The organism is Microbacterium hydrocarbonoxydans (genome assembly GCF_023715885.1).
GTDB lineage: Bacteria > Actinomycetota > Actinomycetes > Actinomycetales > Microbacteriaceae > Microbacterium > Microbacterium hydrocarbonoxydans_C.
Genome location: NZ_JAMBOY010000001.1, coordinates 357990 through 373299, shown reverse-complemented (window position 1 = coordinate 373299; position 15310 = coordinate 357990). Strand labels below are relative to the sequence as shown.

Annotated in this window: 17 protein-coding genes; 8 read left to right on the top strand and 9 right to left on the bottom strand. The window is 66.8% G+C overall.

The annotated features are described in order from the left end of the window. Positions 1-4 precede the first annotated feature (4 nt). A complete protein-coding gene (locus M3195_RS01715; protein ID WP_251584610.1) occupies positions 5-934 on the top strand; it encodes an NADP-dependent oxidoreductase in 930 nt (309 codons plus the stop codon). 66 nt (positions 935-1000) lie between these two features. Here the strand turns inward: M3195_RS01715 and M3195_RS01710 are convergent, their stop codons facing one another. Continuing rightward, positions 1001-1654, bottom strand: coding sequence for a hypothetical protein (locus M3195_RS01710; RefSeq protein WP_251584608.1), 654 nt, complete (start codon positions 1652-1654; stop codon positions 1001-1003). Positions 1655-1736: 82 nt separating this feature from the next. Here M3195_RS01710 and M3195_RS01705 point away from each other — a divergent pair, with 82 nt between their 5' ends. Next, positions 1737-2060, top strand: coding sequence for a hypothetical protein (locus tag M3195_RS01705; RefSeq protein ID WP_251584606.1), 324 nt, complete (start codon positions 1737-1739; stop codon positions 2058-2060). Between the two features lie 221 nt (positions 2061-2281). Here M3195_RS01705 and M3195_RS01700 read toward each other — a convergent pair whose 3' ends face one another. Beyond that, complete coding sequence (locus tag M3195_RS01700; RefSeq protein ID WP_251584604.1) at positions 2282-2848, bottom strand: DUF2510 domain-containing protein; 567 nt, start codon at positions 2846-2848, stop codon at positions 2282-2284. Positions 2849-3013: 165 nt separating this feature from the next. On the opposite strand from M3195_RS01700, the gene M3195_RS17035 reads away from it, so the two are divergent. The 3 genes from M3195_RS17035 to M3195_RS01685 all read left to right on the top strand — a co-directional run bounded on the left by M3195_RS17035 (position 3014) and on the right by M3195_RS01685 (position 5895). Continuing rightward, positions 3014-3916, top strand: coding sequence for a restriction endonuclease (locus M3195_RS17035; RefSeq protein WP_251584602.1), 903 nt, complete (start codon positions 3014-3016; stop codon positions 3914-3916). Between the two features lie 136 nt (positions 3917-4052). Further along, positions 4053-4844: a DUF2510 domain-containing protein gene (locus M3195_RS01690; protein WP_251584600.1), complete on the top strand. Its 792-nt coding sequence runs from the start codon at positions 4053-4055 to the stop codon at positions 4842-4844. Between the two features lie 148 nt (positions 4845-4992). After that, entirely contained in the window at positions 4993-5895 is a 903-nt protein-coding gene (locus M3195_RS01685; protein WP_251584598.1) for an Ltp family lipoprotein, read from the top strand. A 270-nt stretch (positions 5896-6165) separates the two neighbouring features. On the opposite strand, the gene M3195_RS01680 is transcribed toward M3195_RS01685, so the two are convergent. The 7 genes from M3195_RS01680 to M3195_RS01650 all read right to left on the bottom strand — a co-directional run bounded on the left by M3195_RS01680 (position 6166) and on the right by M3195_RS01650 (position 12627). Next, entirely contained in the window at positions 6166-6801 is a 636-nt protein-coding gene (locus tag M3195_RS01680; protein WP_251584596.1) for a DUF6998 domain-containing protein, read from the bottom strand. 50 nt (positions 6802-6851) lie between these two features. Next, positions 6852-7322, bottom strand: a complete 471-nt coding sequence (locus tag M3195_RS01675; RefSeq protein ID WP_251584594.1) for a hemerythrin domain-containing protein — start codon at positions 7320-7322, stop codon at positions 6852-6854. A gap of 172 nt (positions 7323-7494) precedes the next feature. Beyond that, entirely contained in the window at positions 7495-7899 is a 405-nt protein-coding gene (locus tag M3195_RS01670; protein ID WP_308211562.1) for a PIN-like domain-containing protein, read from the bottom strand. A 1-nt stretch (position 7900) separates the two neighbouring features. Next, on the bottom strand, positions 7901-8563 hold the full coding sequence (locus M3195_RS17030) for a DUF433 domain-containing protein (protein WP_251584590.1): 663 nt from the start codon (positions 8561-8563) through the stop codon (positions 7901-7903). A 310-nt stretch (positions 8564-8873) separates the two neighbouring features. After that, positions 8874-10376 carry a SulP family inorganic anion transporter gene (locus M3195_RS01660; RefSeq protein WP_251584588.1) on the bottom strand — a complete coding sequence of 501 codons (1503 nt, stop codon included), beginning with the start codon at positions 10374-10376 and terminating at the stop codon, positions 8874-8876. 190 nt (positions 10377-10566) lie between these two features. After that, positions 10567-11982, bottom strand: coding sequence for an MFS transporter (locus M3195_RS01655; RefSeq protein WP_251584586.1), 1416 nt, complete (start codon positions 11980-11982; stop codon positions 10567-10569). Positions 11983-12063: 81 nt separating this feature from the next. Then, positions 12064-12627 (bottom strand): TetR/AcrR family transcriptional regulator, encoded by a 564-nt coding sequence (locus M3195_RS01650; protein WP_251584584.1) that lies wholly within the window; start codon positions 12625-12627, stop codon positions 12064-12066. A 237-nt stretch (positions 12628-12864) separates the two neighbouring features. Between M3195_RS01650 and M3195_RS01645 the strand changes: the two genes are divergently transcribed. From M3195_RS01645 to panB, 3 genes are read left to right on the top strand one after another with little or no spacing between them, the layout of a single operon-like run. After that, on the top strand, positions 12865-13590 hold the full coding sequence (locus M3195_RS01645) for a Rossmann-like and DUF2520 domain-containing protein (RefSeq protein WP_251584582.1): 726 nt from the start codon (positions 12865-12867) through the stop codon (positions 13588-13590). Next, positions 13587-14429, top strand: a complete 843-nt coding sequence (panC, locus tag M3195_RS01640; RefSeq protein WP_251584580.1) for a pantoate--beta-alanine ligase — start codon at positions 13587-13589, stop codon at positions 14427-14429. The genes M3195_RS01645 and panC overlap by 4 nt, the downstream gene beginning before the upstream one ends. Beyond that, positions 14426-15295, top strand: coding sequence for a 3-methyl-2-oxobutanoate hydroxymethyltransferase (gene panB, locus M3195_RS01635; protein WP_251584578.1), 870 nt, complete (start codon positions 14426-14428; stop codon positions 15293-15295). Before panC ends, panB begins: the two co-directional genes overlap by 4 nt. The last annotated feature ends 15 nt before the right edge of the window (positions 15296-15310 follow it).

The following is a 15310-nucleotide window of genomic DNA, read 5'->3' as shown; positions in this document are numbered from 1 at the left end:
AGTCATGAAGGCAGTACGGTTCCACGAGGTCGGCGGTCCCGAGGTGCTCCGCACCGAGGAGATCGAGCAGCCCACTCCGGCGGCGGGTCAGGTGCGGCTGCGCGTCGCGGCATCCGCTTTCAACGCCGCCGACAACGGCATGCGCGCCGGGTTCCTGCCGATCCCGGTGAAGCTCCCGCACGTCCCTGGATACGACGTGTCCGGAACGATCGACGCCATCGGCGACGGAGTCGAGGGCTTCGCGGTCGGCGACCCGGTGATCGGGTTCCTGCCGATGACCGACGACGGAGGCGCCGCCGAGTACGTCGTCGCCCCCTCCGACTCGATCGTCGCCGCGCCCACGAGCGTTCCGCTGGCGGATGCCGCCGCACTCCCGTCGGTCGCCCTCACCGCGCGCCAGGCGCTGTTCGACGACGGCGGACTCGAAGCCGGCCAGCGCGTGCTCATCGTCGGCGCCGGCGGAGTCGTCGGCAAGTACGCGATCGCCCTCGCCAAGCGCGCGGGCGCCTACGTCATCGCGACCGCGAGCCCTCGGAGTGCGGATGCCGTGCGCGCAGCGGGCGCCGACGACATCATCGACCACACGCAGTCCACGGTGCGGGATGCCGTGACCGACCAGGTCGACCTACTGCTCAACCTCGCCCCCATCGAGCCCGACGAGTTCACCGCTCTGGTCGGCCTCGTGCGCGACGGGGGAGTCGTCGTCAGCACGACCGCATGGATGCCCGCCCCCGACGACGCCGACCGCGGCGTGCGCTCGGTCGTCGTTTTCGTGCGGAGCGACGCGGAGAAGCTGCGCGAGCTCGTCGGATTGGTAGATGCCGGGGTGCTCACCGTTGAGGTCACGCGGCGGGTTCCGCTCGAAGAGCTGCCTGCCGTGCATGCCGAGGCTGCGGAGGGACGGATCGCGGGGAAGGTCATCGTGATTCCGTGAGCGGGTATCTTAGATCGAACTTCTCCCGGGCTCGCGCACGGCGGACGGCGTCGACTCCGGCCGCAGTCACCCAGGCACGGGAATTGCGCCTACAAGCTGCAGGACGACTATGGCGGTGCTGACGATGAATCCGCCGCCCAAACTGATGATCAGGTTGTCCCGGTTTCGGATGAACCAACGGCGCCCGCGCGGGCGAAGCCCATTGGCTTTGACCGCTGGAGGTTCTATCTTCTCCTTATCCCCCGCATTGGCACTCGTCGTGATCCGGATGTCGCGTAACTCAAACTCAGCCGACTTCCAAGACTTACGGCGCTTCAACTTGTCCACGACCTGGCTCAACGAATAGCGAGCAGACTCTATGTCTACTCGTTGAGGACTCGCCCACGTCAGGCTGATTGCAGCGGCTTGACGGTTGTCGAAGTGCAAGAGAGCAGAAGAGTGGAGTCTCTCGTCGTTGGCGTATCGGTACGTACCGGCGACTGCCAGTAACGATAGGGGACCTTTGTGGAGATTGGTCCACTCCTGCAGCGCAACGATGTCGGGACCCTCGAATCTGATTCCGGACTTTGTCACGACCTCATAGCTCACATCGGATTTTCGCCAGACATCGCCGAGAACACCCTCGAAGAGGTCGGGCAACTCCTGCGCAATCTTCCAAGCATCTGGACGGGGCTCATCCCACCAACGTAGAGAGGCATCCTGCCAAAAAACGCTCGTCATGATCCTCTGAGACTACTGCGCCGCGCCCGCCGTCGCCTCCGCTAGCGTGAGGGCTCACACCACGATCCGGAGGGGGATCACGATGTCCGCAGAAGCCACCACCACTTTCCACTCGAACGCCGACGCGGCGACCACCGCGGCTGCCGTGCAGCGCGTACTCGCCGACAACAAGAGCAAGGTGCTCGGGCAGAGCCCTGACGGCACGCAGATCGACTTCCAGACCAAGAAGACGCTGCTCAACTGGGAGCTCCTCGGCCGCGCGAACGTCGTGCCCGCGGCATCCGGATCCGACGTGCATCTGTCGCTGAACGTGCACCACAACCGTCCGCCGGCACTCATGGACGGCGTGAAGAACAAGAAGGCCGTCGAGAAGCTCGCCGGGCAGATCCAGGCTGCGATCGGCTGACTGGGAGGGCTTCACCCGCGACGTCGGGTTATGGCGCTCGCGCTCGCGCTCGAAAGTCCGGCCGATTGGCTCAGCACGCCGTTTGAAGCCGGGTCGTCATGGGGGCTGCCTCGCAGAGTTCGGACGCAGTGTCAGGGCGGCAGACAAGTTGTTTCGAACGTGCTCGAACCGCAGTCGTGATTGCGTGGGCCGGCGAAAGCTGCGCGAGCTGATCCACCGCCTTACGACAGAATCAGCTGGTTCAGGAGCTGGCGCATCTGCTCGGCCTCCTTGTGGGAGACCCGAAACCCGATGGCCGAGCTGGAGGAGGTCACGGTGACGATCGTGTTGATCATGCCGTCGCGCTTCGTGGAGACACCCGTGATCGACTTCATCGGAATCATCTCTGTGCCGGCCTTACCGTTCTTGACGCCAGTCGCCAGCATCGACAGCCCGGCGGTGAATACCCCGGCAGTGACCTTCGCGCCGGAGACGCCGCGTGCCATGAGCCACTCGACGCGATCGGCGTATATCGCCACGTCCGCGTTCTTCCCATCGATGTGGGATTTGAATTTCAGTAGCGCACCGTCCGAGGTAAACGTTTCGGTAGAAGGCATCGGGGTGACGACAGCCGATGCGGGCGGTGCAGGAGGAGCGGGCATCCCCGCAGGTGTGACCGCCCTGTGCTGACCCGTCCAGCGGGTACCGTCCCAGTAGGTCTCCCATTGATCCCCGTTCGGGTACCAACCCGGGGTCGATGCACTCATCGCGATTGTCCCTTTCTCGACGCGCCCCACCGCACGCCGCATGCCCTCAGGCTGAGCGTAGCGGCTCTCGATCCCGGTTGCGCGGCGGCGACCAATGCAGCCGGGTCATCTTCCATGGCGTTCTCGCTACACACAACTCTGCGTGCAGGCGATGCTCGGCGATCTGCGCGGAGCATCTTTGCGTCGGGACTCTGCCAGGATGAGCGCGTGAGGTCCGTCAACACCGCCAACAAGATCGGCCGCGAGATCGGTCGCGATGCTTCCGATGTCTGGATCCCCGATGAAGTGTTGAAGCAAGAGATTCGACGAAGGATCGGCCCTCAGATCAAACTGCAGCGCTCCGATGAGGACAGATCTTTCGAGACAGGGCAAGGCCTCCTGATCTTCACCTCGTTCGTCGCGGTCGTCGCTCTCGCAGCAACAGTGATCGTGATGCTGCCGCAGGCAACCGTCGACTCAATGCCGGCCTTGACCACAATGCGGGGGCTGATCGAAACGGTTCCGCGCGAGGCGCTGATCCTCGTCACTGCCGCACTTCTCCTCGTTGTTATAGCGCTATCGTTTGCGGTTGCGGCGGCGAGCAGGCGCGCGAAAGAGGCGCACAGTACGGCGGTTCGGGCGCTCTATGACGCCGCCTTCCAGGGGGCGATCACCGTTCTCGCCGGGCGTCGTCAACGCACCGGGATGGCGGTCGAGGTCTCGGCTGCGCGAGGGTTCCTTCCTCCGTCCCCACGACCTCAGGGAGTGGACGCGCGAGGGGCAGAGGAAGTCGTGGCCCAATGGATGCGTCATCTGGGAGAAGCGGACGCCGAGCTGACGAGCTACACCGGTGACGGTGGGATCGACGTGACAGGCAGTCGGTCGTTTGCGCAGGTAAAGCATTATGCGACATCGGTGGGCGTCGCCCCCGTGCGCGAACTCGCTGGAGTCGCTGCCAACGATCCTCTGCATCGCCAAGCCCTATTTTTCACAAGCACCGGGTACGCCCGAGGAGCGAGAGAGTTTGCAGACACGGCGGGAATTGCGCTATTCGTCTACGACGCTGAGCGTGGCGGGTTAGAAGCGATGAACGGCCTCGCGAAGACTCTGGTGCACCGGGGAATCCGATAGACGCGTAAGAGTTTGGCGGACGGCGAGGGTTGCACCGTCGTTCAATCGTGATCAAGCCGAGACCAATGCGAACGCATGGAGTCGCTAGTGTCAGATCGGAGCCAGATGGGGGGCTCTTCATCACCTGGGGGAAGACGTGAGCGATATTCGCGCTGGATGGTATCCGGATCCTGAAGCTCCGACGCAGAGCCGCTACTGGGACGGCACGCGGTGGACGGAGCATCGCGCTCCGATGACGCCGCCTGCAGACGCGATTCCTGGGCCGTCCGCGCCACCGATTGCCGTGGCGCCCGCCTTCGCTACGCCCGCCCTGCAGCCCGGAACTCCGACGATCCCGCCGCCTCCTGCGGCGTCGTCAGCCTCGGCGCCGACGTCGTCGAGGAGCAAGAACCGCTGGCTCATCGGAGGTGCTATCGCGGCCGCCGTCATCCTCGTCGGGTCTGTCGGTACCGCAATCGGCGCTGGAAGCAACCGGGAACCGGTTCAGCAGGCGAGCGCCGCCCCTGCCGCCATCGCGACGCAAGAACCCACCTCGGCGGAGCCGACGCCCACCCCGACGCCGCCGACGGCAACTGCGCCAGCGATCGATGCCGTCGATAGTGTCGCGTTTCGCGCTCAGGCTGGATCGCATCTCGACGACATGAATAAGGACCTGGACGACATGGTCGTCACCGTGCAAGAGGCAGGGTTTTGGCGTCTGCTGAGTAATAGCGCCGAACTAGCATTCAACCTTGGGCAGCTGGAGGGTCTGGACGTTCCCCCGGGCGTCGTGAACACCTGGCCGGCGTCGCTGACCTCGCTGGGCGCTGCGCTTGACGTCCTGTCCGACGCGGTCTCGACTCAGGACGGTCCGACGATCCTCGCAGCCATCGAGGGTGTAAGAGCTCAGGTGGAGGCAGCACGAGGAGTGGCGAACTCCGCCATCTGACAGATGACGTGATGAGCGACGAAGGCGTCGCTCCCCATGTCATCTGACCACTTGGGGCAGCACGAGGACGGCTCTCGTGGAGCGATCAGCTGTCCCCCGAATCACAAACACGACACAGCAGTACAACCGCATCGAAAGGAACTCGACCATGACGAACCCGAATCCTGCGCCAGGGTGGTACCCGGCGCCGCACGCCAATAACGAGCAGCGCTACTGGGATGGGGTGCAGTGGCTCGAGCCGCAGCAGCCCAGCACTCCCATGACGCCTGAGGCGGCGACCGTCGCCGTCCCGACGGCTGCCCTGCCGAACGATGTTCCTACGAAGGAGTACCCCGCGGGTCCGTCCACAACGGTCGATGCGTCGGTTCCCGTGGACGGCACCTCGGCGAAGAAGTCGAAGAAGAAGGGCTGGATCATCGGCGGCTCGATCGCCGCTGGAGTCATCCTCATCGGCGGCGTCGCGAATGCCGTCGGGGGTGCAGGCAGCAACAATGTCGCCGACGAGAAACCGTCGACGTCGACGGTGACGGCCGAGCAGACGGTGGAAGAGCCGGAGCCCGCGGTCATGGTCGCCGTCCCGGATGTGACCGGGCTCACCGCAACGGAGGCGCTGGTCGCGCTGAGCGCCGCCGGTCTCAACCCGCCAGTGCTGACGACGCTCGCAGACCCGCTCGCAAAGGTGCTCGCCACGAGTCCGGCCGCGGGAACCGAAGTTGAGGAGGGCACGGAGATCACGCTGACACTCGAGGAGAAGCCCAAGCTCACTGTGGCTCAGGAGAATGCGATCCGATCCGCGCAGAACTACCTCGACTTCACGGGTTTCTCGCGTAGCGGCCTCATCGGGCAGCTCGAGTATGAGGGATTCAGCACCGAGGACGCGACGTTCGCCGTCGACAATGCAGGTGCTGACTGGAACCTCGAGGCTGCCGAGAAAGCACAGAGCTATCTTGACTTCTCGTCGTTCTCGCGCGACGGCCTCTACGGCCAGCTCGAGTACGAGGGGTTCTTGCCGTCAGAGATCGAGTACGGGCTCGCCGCGGTCGGCTACTGATCGGGTTGGGCAAGGAGCCGGGCCCCGCAACGGAGCGGGGCCCGGCTTCTCGGTTCACGGAAGATGCGAGCTGCTAAGCCTGCGCTCACTGTGCAGAAGCCGCGACTAGCGATCGAGCAGGTTGGGGCGCAGCTCGGGGGCTGTCCGCTCCCGCCATTCGGCCGTACGTCGACGTAGAGGGCAGATTTGCTCAGATCGTGTTCGGCAAGCTCGGTCTCGACAAGGCGCTCCAGCTCGCCGGCAGATCCTGGCCGCGATCGGCTGAGTGTGTCAGGAGTAAGCGGCGAACAGGTCCGTCACGTCGACTCCGGATTTCGCCGGAGCGCTGACCGGCAGAAGATGGCCACGCACGTGCTCTGACCAGCGCGACGCCGCCCTGACGTGGTCCGGATCCATCTCGTGCGCGCTTTTCACGGCGTAGGTCCGAGAGTCGAGGACGAGCAGAGTCGCCACGCTGAAGTCAAATGAGCGGAAGACCGAGAACACTGCGCTTGGACTCGTCGATGCACTGACGGTGCGCGCCTTGACCTGGATCGTGCGCCCGTCGGCTGCGGTGATGTCGTAGGACTTCGCCGAGTTCGGAGCCAGCGATCCACCGTAGACCGAGAGTGCCATGTGCTCGGCATAGTCGCCGAGCGGTGCGCTTCCGGTGCGCACGACTCCCCGCGCTCGGAGCTCCGCGAGGATCTGGGCGTACTGACTCAGCAGATCAGATGTGAGCTCTTCTGCGAATGCGCGTTCGGGTCGATCGGAGATCTGCGCGAGCGCGGCCGAGACCTCCGCCTCGCTCAGATCCCACCCATCGCTCCCCGTGGGCGCGGGCCCGTGCAGCGATCTCAGAACACGGCGAGCTTCCGCGAGCGGCACATCGAATCGAGAAGCGAACGCCTTCGCGCTGATGATCACAGCGTCACCCTACTGCCGCCACCCCCCTTTGGAAGGGGGCATCTCGCAGATCAGAGCGGACCTAGAACCTCCGCCGGATCCGCGTCCAGAACGAGACCGTCGAGCACATCGAGCAGTTCGCGCTCCTCGTGGCGGAAATGGCTCTCCATGATGGCGGCTATGCCCTCGAGATGCGAGGCCATCGCGGTGGTCGTCGCGCCCGACGAGACGGCCGACTGCAGCCCGCCGATCAGGTGCCCGATCATCGAGTGATCCTGCATGAGCTTGCGGATCGTCTCGTGCAGCTCCGGATGCGCCGCGCTGAGCGCGGGGAACAGCGTGCGGTCTTCGCCCTCGTGATGCCCGGTCAGCGCCACGCAGAATCCGTGACAGAACAGCAGCAGATCGCGGGATGCGACCTCTGCGGGAGCGCCGGATGCCACGGCATCCTGTGCTGCCTTCAATGCGGCACGCAGGCGGCCGTGCACCGCGCGCAGTTCGTTCGCCCAGGCGATCAGCCTGGTCTTCTCGCCCTCAGACACGGGAGGGCGAAGAGATCGCCGTTGTCACGGTCGTCCTCCTCGGGTCCCACGCCTCCATGTCTGGCACAGACTGCCACCGACACGCGACGCTGGGGAACACGGTAGCAGGTCGGGCGAGCGGTGCCCGGCGGGGGTCGGCTGGCACCTCGTGGCCGCTCGCTTGCTCCGTCGATCAGGGTGCGTTGAGATGTTTTCGTCGCAATCCGCTCGCGCTCAGTGAGAACACGAACGGTGGCCGCACAGCGGCCAATCGATGGATCGCTCGCTCGTGTGTGAGGCAGATGTCGCTCATCTGCGAGCCCGTGAGCTCTCCCCGGGCGAACGCGATCACGCGGGCGTCGTTGAGGTAGACGGCTTGAGCCTCGAGAGGTCGTGACGCGATCCGGTGATCCTTCGCAAGGAGCAGGAATCCCGATCGAGTGCCCTCAGCGATCCACTCTTCATCGCGCATGCGCTGGGCGCGTTCGTCACCGTACTCTTCCGCAAGAGTTCGCGCGTCCCAACCTGCGGCTCGAAGTCGGGAAACCAGCACTCTTCCTCCGACCGATCGGTCGAGCAGGAAGCGTGCCGGCGCCACGTCACGCCGCCTGAACGAGCAGAGATCGCAGCTCGGACTTCTTCAACCCGAAATCCTCGGCAACCTCCGGCATGGGTTCGCCCGCACGAACCCGGCTGACGACGTCTTCGACTCGCACTCCGAGCCGCGCGATCGTCGGCTGCCCGGAGTTGCGGCGGGGATCGACGATCACCTCAGCACGTTCGTACGTCGGAAGCTGGACGAACTCGACGAAGCCGTCGCGGTATCGGATGCTCTGCAAGTACTCTGCTACGACATCGCGGAAGACGCCTTGATGGTTGCGCACGACGACCAACTCTCGGTCGCCATTCTCGATCAGGATCTCGGCGCCATCGGTTCGAAGCTTTTCGCTGAGGAGCGCGTTCTCGATCCCCAACTCATTGCGAAGCACCTCGATGGCCGGTCGAATCCGGGCCATCGGTAGCCCCGCCCGTCGGAAGGACTCGACGATGAACCCTTCGGCAAGCGCGTTGAACGGCACGGTGAAGCCGCGACCCTCGCGAACACCCGTGAGGATCGGTTCACTCCATCCCCACTCGCCCGCTCGCCGCTGCCTGAACCGGTGGCCGTGAGCCCACCGCGCGAAGGAAGTGGGCGGCGCGTGAATGATCTGCGCCGCCTCCGTCAGTGTGTAGATCGGCGTCGTGTGAGCCGGATCGGACACTCCTGTTTGCATACAAACAGATTAGCGCGCGACATGACCTCCCGGCAGAGGTCTAGCTGTCGGGGATCGACCCATTCCGGAGTATCGGATGCAACCGGCGGTCCTGGCCGGACTGATCGACAGCCGAACTGGCTAGCTTGCAGAGACCACAGCAGGCGAGAAGGCGCGCTGAGTGCGGACAGCTTCTCTCGCTCGACCACCTGCGGGGGTTGCCGCGTTTCGTCTCGCTTCGCTCGCTCAACGACCGAAAGGGGCGCCGCTCGCTCAACGACCGGAGGGGAGCCGCTCGCTCAACGACCCGGAAGTCGCCCTACTCGAACCCGCCGGTCAACCGTCCCCGCATCCGCTGACTGCTCTCGTTCATCCCGACGATCTCCACGGACCTCCCCAGCGCCGCGTACTTCGTCTCGATCGCATCGAGCGCGGCGACGGTCGACGCATCCCACACATGCGACCGCGACAGATCCACCACCACCCGCGCAGGATCATCCGAGTACGAGAACAGCGTCGTCAGATCATTGCTCGACGCGAAGAACAACTCCCCGTCCACGACATAGGTCACAGAATCACCAGCCGAAGAAACAACACGCGACACCGACACGAAATGCGCCACCCGCCGCACGAACAGCACCGACGCGACCAACACTCCGCCGACGACCCCGATCGCGAGGTTGTGGGTCAGCAGCACGAGCACGACGGTGGCCACCATCACGAACGTCTCGCTCTTCGGCATCCGCTTGAGTGTCGAAGGCTTCACGGAGTGCCAGTCGAAGGCGCCGATCGCCACCATGATCATGACCGCGACGAGCGCCGCCATCGGGATCGTCCCGACGAAGTCGCCGAACACGACCACCAGCACGAACAGGAACAGCCCCGCGCAGAACGTCGAGATGCGGGTGCGCGCGCCCGACGCCTTGACGCCGATCATGGTCTGCCCGATGACCGCGCATCCGCCCATGCCGCCGAAGAATCCCGACAGCATGTTCGCGACGCCCTGCGCCCACGACTCGCGCGTCTTGTTCGAGTGCGTGTCGGTGATCTCGTCGACGAGCTTCGCGGTGAGCAGCGATTCCATGAGTCCCACGAGTGCGACCCCGAGAGCGAACGGCGCGATGATGCCGAACGTCTCCCACGTCCACGGGATGTCGGGCAGGAACAGCGACGGCAGACTCCGCGGCAGCTCGCCCTGATCGCCGACCGTCGGCACCGCGATGCCCATCGTCAGCACGACCGCGGTCACGATGATCACCGACACCAGCGGCGCCGGCACGATCTTCGTGATCCGCGGCATGACGATCATGACGACGATTCCCAGCGCCACCAGCGGATACACGAGCCACGGCACATCGATCAGCTGCGGAAACTGCGAGCTGAACACGAAGATCGCCAGCGCGTTCACGAACCCGACCACGACGCTGCGCGGGATGAACCGCATGAGCTTCGCGACCCCGAGCACCCCGAGGATCACCTGGAAGATCCCCGCCAGGATCACGGTCGCGATGAAGTAGTCCATCCCGTACGTCGGCGCGACCGGCGCGATCACGAGCGCGACGGCTCCGGTCGCCGCGGTCACCATCGCCGGACGCCCGCCGAGGAACGCGATCGACACCGCCATGATGAACGACGAGAACAGTCCCACCTTCGGGTCAACGCCCGCGATGACCGAGAACGCGATCGCCTCGGGGATCAGCGCGAGCCCGACGACGAGTCCCGCTAGGACCTCGCGCGTCAGCATCCGCGGACTCTTCAGCGCGTCGAGAACAGAGGGCTTCGCCCGATAGCGGGCACGATCATCGACCGTGAGTGCAGACATGGGGGATGCTCCAGAGAAGGGCCACGCAAAAGGGGCCGACAGTCCAGCGTAGAGCGGATGCCGCGGGCTCGCCGCCGCGCGGTCGTCTCGCTTCGCTCAACCAGCTACTGCTCGTGCGGCCAAACGCGCTTCGCTCGGCCGAATCTGCAGGATTTGGCCGAGCGAAGCGCACATCACCGAGCGCGCGACGTCAGCCCTTCCGCGCGAACCCTGCCACGACCGCCCCAACCACGGTCACCGCCGCGGCCCCGAGGAACAGCCACGAGAACCCGCCGGTCAGAGCCTCCGGCGCCGACACCCCGGCCGCGGTCAGCGCCTCCGTCCGCAGCGACGCGACCGTGCCGAGCACCGCGAGTCCGAGCGCGCCGCCGATCTGCTGGCTGGTGTTCACGAGTCCGCCCGCGAGTCCGGCCTCGCCGCCCTCAACCCCGTCGACCGACAGCTGCGTCGCGGTGACGAACGCGCCGCCGAGGCCGACGCCGATCAGCAGGGTCGGGCCGAGCAGCTGCGCCACGAATCCGGCATCCGCGGGTGCGAACGACAGCCACACGAGTCCCGCGGCCAGCACGAGCAGCGAGCCGATCAGCGTGGCGGTCAGGCCGAGGCGCTGCACGACCGCGGGCACGACGCCGGCGACCACGACGAGCGCCCCGGCGAGGGGAAGCTGCGAGAGCCCGGTGGTGAGCGCGTCGTAGCCGAGCACCGCCTGCATGTAGACCGAGAGGGCGAAGAACAGCGCGACCATCCCGGCGCCGACGAGCAGCACGACGAGGTTGCCGATCGCGAGGGTGCGGATGCGGAAGATCCCGAGCGGCACAAGCGGGGATACCGTGCGCCGCTCGATCATCACGAACGCCACGCCGAGCGCGACCGCGACCACGAGCAGGCCCAGCGGGAGCGGATGCAGGATGCCGACCTGCTCGACCGCACTGAGCGCCCCGACGACCGCGACCAGCGCACCGGTGATGGTGACGGCGCCCCACACGTCGAGCTTTTCGCTCGCCGACGCCGTGTCGCGCGAGATCAACAGCGGCACGGCCACGAGCACGACGATGCCGACGGGGACGTTCACGAAGAACACCGACTGCCACCCGAAGGCGCCGGTGAGCACGCCGCCGAGCAGGACCCCGGCGGCGGAGCCGATGCCGGCCACGCCGCCCCACACGCCGAGCGCCTTCGAGCGGTCGCGCGCATCGGGGAAGAGCCGGGTGAGCAGCGCGAGCGCCGACGGGGCGAGCAGCGCCGCCGACACGCCCTGCAGAGCGCGCGCACCGAGAAGCATCTCGCTCGAGAACGACAGCCCGGCCAGAGCGGATGCCGCGACGAATCCCGCCGTGCCGACAAGGAAGATCCGGCGGTGGCCGTAGCGGTCGGCGAGGCGTCCGCCGAGCAGAAGCAGTCCGCCGAACGCGAGCACGTACGCCGTGATCACCCAGGCGAGCGCGGCGGTACTCATGGCGAGCTGCTGCCCGAGCACGGGCAGTGCGATGTTGACGATCGACGCGTCGAGCACGACGAGGAACTGCGCGAGAGCGAGAAAGCTCAGGGCGAGCCAGCGCCGGTTGCTGCCCGCGGTCGCGGTGGGTGTGGGGGTGGTGAGGGTCATGATGTACTCCTTGATTGGGTGGTTAGTGAGCGGTCACTCACCCGCGAGGACGCGAAAAAGTGCGAGTGGAAACGAGATGGTTCATTCGGGATGACGGATGCCGTGCGCGACGATCTTCGCCCACGGGGCACTGCTCTCATCGACGCGGGCGGTGACGATCAGATGGCACAGCTGCCCGTACGCGATGAAGCGCTGTACGGCGTCGTCGCTCGCGGCCGAGCGCTGCTGCACGAACTCGGTGACCTTCGCGAGTCCGGCGCGCAGCGCGTCGCCGATCTCGGGGATCTCCGCCGCCGACTGCGCGTGCACCTGCAGCATCAGCAACGACCGGTCGCGGATGAGATCGGCGTACGCCTCGCCCATGGCATCCAGCACCTCGCCGGGGGTCGGGGACTCGGCGGCGTTGGCCCCGGCATCCAGAGCTTCGACGATCCGCTCGAAGCACGCCTCGAGCGCCGCGACGAACAGCTGCTCCTTGCGCGGATACAGCTTGAAGACGTACGCGGGCGAGATCTTCGCCTCGCGAGCGACATCGGCGACCGTCGTGCGGAAATAGCCGCCCCGAGCGAACTCCACCAACGCGGCCGCCGCGACCAGGGGTCGGCGGACGTCGGCGGTGGAGAGGACGGGAGTGCGCGGGGTCATGTCAGCGACTGTACTCGCGTGGGAGTGATTGGTCAATCACTCTCACCCGGTCGCTCAGAGCGCAGCAGTCGTGGCGGGGGCGGCTGGAGCAATATGCAAAGTCAACTGCCTAGAAAATGTTCAAATACATCATTATCAATCGGATTGAGCATGTCTACTTGCTCCTGCATTTGGTGCGGGAACCCTCTGCGGCGGATACTCGACGCATCCCGTGACGACGACCGCGCGGGCGACACCATGCACAGCACCCCCGCTCTCCCTCCTGAGACGACCATCGCCATCGTCGGCGCCGGCCGTCTCGGCGGCGTCCTCGCTCGGGCCCTGCGCGCGGCGGGCATCACAGTCATCGGGCCCCTCCGTCGCGACGACAGGGTTCCGGATGCCGACATCACCCTGCTCTGCGTCCCGGATTCCGCCATCGCCGCGGTGGCTTTCGCCGCTCGACCGCACTCGCGGCTCGTCGCCCACGTCTCGGGAGCGACACCCCTCGTCGACGTCGACTTCAGCCTGCATCCGCTTCAGACGTTCACCGGCACCGAGACGCCCGACGTGTTCCGCGGCATCGGCGTCGCCGTTGACGGCCGCACTCCCGAGGCGCTCGAGGTCTCGGAACAGTTGGCGCGGGCGCTGGGCGCGAACCCGTTCCACGTTGACGACGCCCACCGCGCGGAGTACCACGCCGCCGCATCCTTCGCCTCGACCTTCGTGCTCACCGTGCTCGACGCGGCCGAGCACCTCGCGAAGGATGCCGGTGTCGACCGCGCCCACCTCGCACCGCTCGTCCGCCAGACGATCGACAACTGGGCGGTGTCCGGCGCGGCATCCGCCCTGACCGGGCCGATCGCCCGAGGCGACGAGGAGACGGTGGCGCGGCAGCGCACAGCATCCAACGACTATCGAGGGCTGTTCGACGCGCTCGCCGATGCGACGCGCGCGATCGCCTCGAGAAAGGGTGGCGCATGAGAATCGTCCGCACGATCGCCGAGGTGCGTGCCGCCGTCGGCGACGCGAAGGCCGCCGACCGGAGCGTCGGACTCGTCCCCACGATGGGAGCGTTCCACGAGGGGCATCTGTCGCTGATGCGCGCGGCGCGCGAGCAGACCGACCTCGTCGTCGTCTCGCTCTTCGTGAACCCGACCCAGTTCGCGCCGAACGAAGACCTCAGCACCTATCCGCGCGACGAGGCCCGTGATGCGGCGCTCGCCGCGGCGGAGGGCGTCGACATCCTCTTCGCTCCGGAGCCCGCCGAGATCTACCCCGACGGCTTCGCGACGACCATCCACGTCGCGGGCATCACCGAGGTACTCGACGGCGCGAGCCGCGGGCCCCATCACTTCGACGGCGTGGCGACCGTCGTGACGAAGCTCTTCGGCATCGTGCGCCCCGATGTCGCGCTCTTCGGGCAGAAGGACGCGCAGCAGGTGCTCGTCGTGCGCCGCGTCGTGCGCGACCTCGACCTCGACGTGCGGATCGTCGCGTGCCCGATCGTGCGCGAATCCGACGGACTGGCCTTGAGCTCGCGCAACGTCTATCTCGACAGGGAAGCTCGGTCACAGGCCGGCGCGCTGAACCGGGCGCTGGATGCGGGGGAGGCGGCGCACCAGGCAGGGCGCGAGATCGTGCCGGCGGCCCTCGCGGTGCTGGCCGAGGCGGGCATCGAGCCCGAGTACCTGGAACTCCGGGATGCCGAGACTCTAGAGCCCGTCGCTCGCGCTGACCGAGACGCCCTGCTGCTCGTCGCCGCCCGGGTCGGCGCCGCCCGCCTGATCGACAACCACCTGCTGACGGGAATCCCCGCATGAGCGCGCACGCCGCTCCCACTCGCCGCCTGACGATCGCCGACCTCGCCAAGAAGAAGGATGCTGGGGAGCCCATCGTCATGGTCACGGCCTACGATCATCCCGGCGCGCGGATCGTCGAGGAGGCCGGGGTCGACATGGTGCTGGTCGGAGACTCCGCCGCGATGACGGTGCTCGGGTACGACAGCACGGTGCCCGTCACGATCGACGAGATGCTCGTGCTCACCAAGGCCGTGCGCCGCGGACTCTCGCGACCGCTACTCGTGGGCGACCTGCCGTTCGGGTCGTACGAGGCGTCGGACGCGCTCGCGCTCGAGACAGCCCAGCGCTTCGTGAAGGAGGCGGGGGTCGACCTCGTCAAGATCGAGCGCGGGGGAACGACCGTCGACCGGGCCCGCGCACTGGTGAACGCCGGCATCCCCGTCGTCGGACACGTCGGCCTCACCCCGCAGACCGCGACCGCTCTCGGCGGCTTCCGCGCGCAGGGGCGCACCGCCGAGGCCGCGCTCGCGGTGATCGACGACGCCGTCGCGCTGCAGGATGCCGGAGTCTCGCTGATCGTCGTCGAGGCCGTCCCCTCGGCTGTCACGGCAGCGCTCATGCCGTTGCTGCGCGTGCCGGTGATCGGCATCGGTGCCGGAGCGGATGCCGACGGCCAAGTGCTCGTTTTCCACGACCTGCTGGGCATCTACGACGGGCCGGCTGCCGCCTTCGTCAAGCGGTACGCCGAGGTGCGGGCGGCGTCGGTCGCCGGAGTCGCGGCCTACGCGAACGAGGTGCGGTCGGGGGAGTACCCCGCGCCCGAGCACGGGTACGGGATGCCGGACGCCGAGGTCACGCGGTTACGGGAGCTGCTCGCGGGGCGGTAGCGGGCGTTCGTTCGC

Bases quoted from the DNA above. Each gene is read 5' to 3' on its own strand.
- M3195_RS01705 (WP_251584606.1), top strand. From the start codon at position 1,737: ATGTCCGCAGAAGCCACCACCACTTTCCACTCGAACGCCGACGCGGCG.
- M3195_RS01700 (WP_251584604.1), bottom strand. From the start codon at position 2,848: ATGCGGCGTGCGGTGGGGCGCGTCGAGAAAGGGACAATCGCGATGAGT.
- M3195_RS01685 (WP_251584598.1), top strand. From the start codon at position 4,993: ATGACGAACCCGAATCCTGCGCCAGGGTGGTACCCGGCGCCGCACGCC.
- M3195_RS01655 (WP_251584586.1), bottom strand. From the start codon at position 11,982: ATGACCCTCACCACCCCCACACCCACCGCGACCGCGGGCAGCAACCGG.
- M3195_RS01710 (WP_251584608.1), bottom strand. From the start codon at position 1,654: ATGACGAGCGTTTTTTGGCAGGATGCCTCTCTACGTTGGTGGGATGAG.
- panC (WP_251584580.1), top strand. From the start codon at position 13,587: ATGAGAATCGTCCGCACGATCGCCGAGGTGCGTGCCGCCGTCGGCGAC.
- M3195_RS01645 (WP_251584582.1), top strand. From the start codon at position 12,865: ATGCACAGCACCCCCGCTCTCCCTCCTGAGACGACCATCGCCATCGTC.
- M3195_RS01715 (WP_251584610.1), top strand. From the start codon at position 5: ATGAAGGCAGTACGGTTCCACGAGGTCGGCGGTCCCGAGGTGCTCCGC.
- panB (WP_251584578.1), top strand. From the start codon at position 14,426: ATGAGCGCGCACGCCGCTCCCACTCGCCGCCTGACGATCGCCGACCTC.
- M3195_RS01660 (WP_251584588.1), bottom strand. From the start codon at position 10,376: ATGTCTGCACTCACGGTCGATGATCGTGCCCGCTATCGGGCGAAGCCC.
- M3195_RS01650 (WP_251584584.1), bottom strand. From the start codon at position 12,627: ATGACCCCGCGCACTCCCGTCCTCTCCACCGCCGACGTCCGCCGACCC.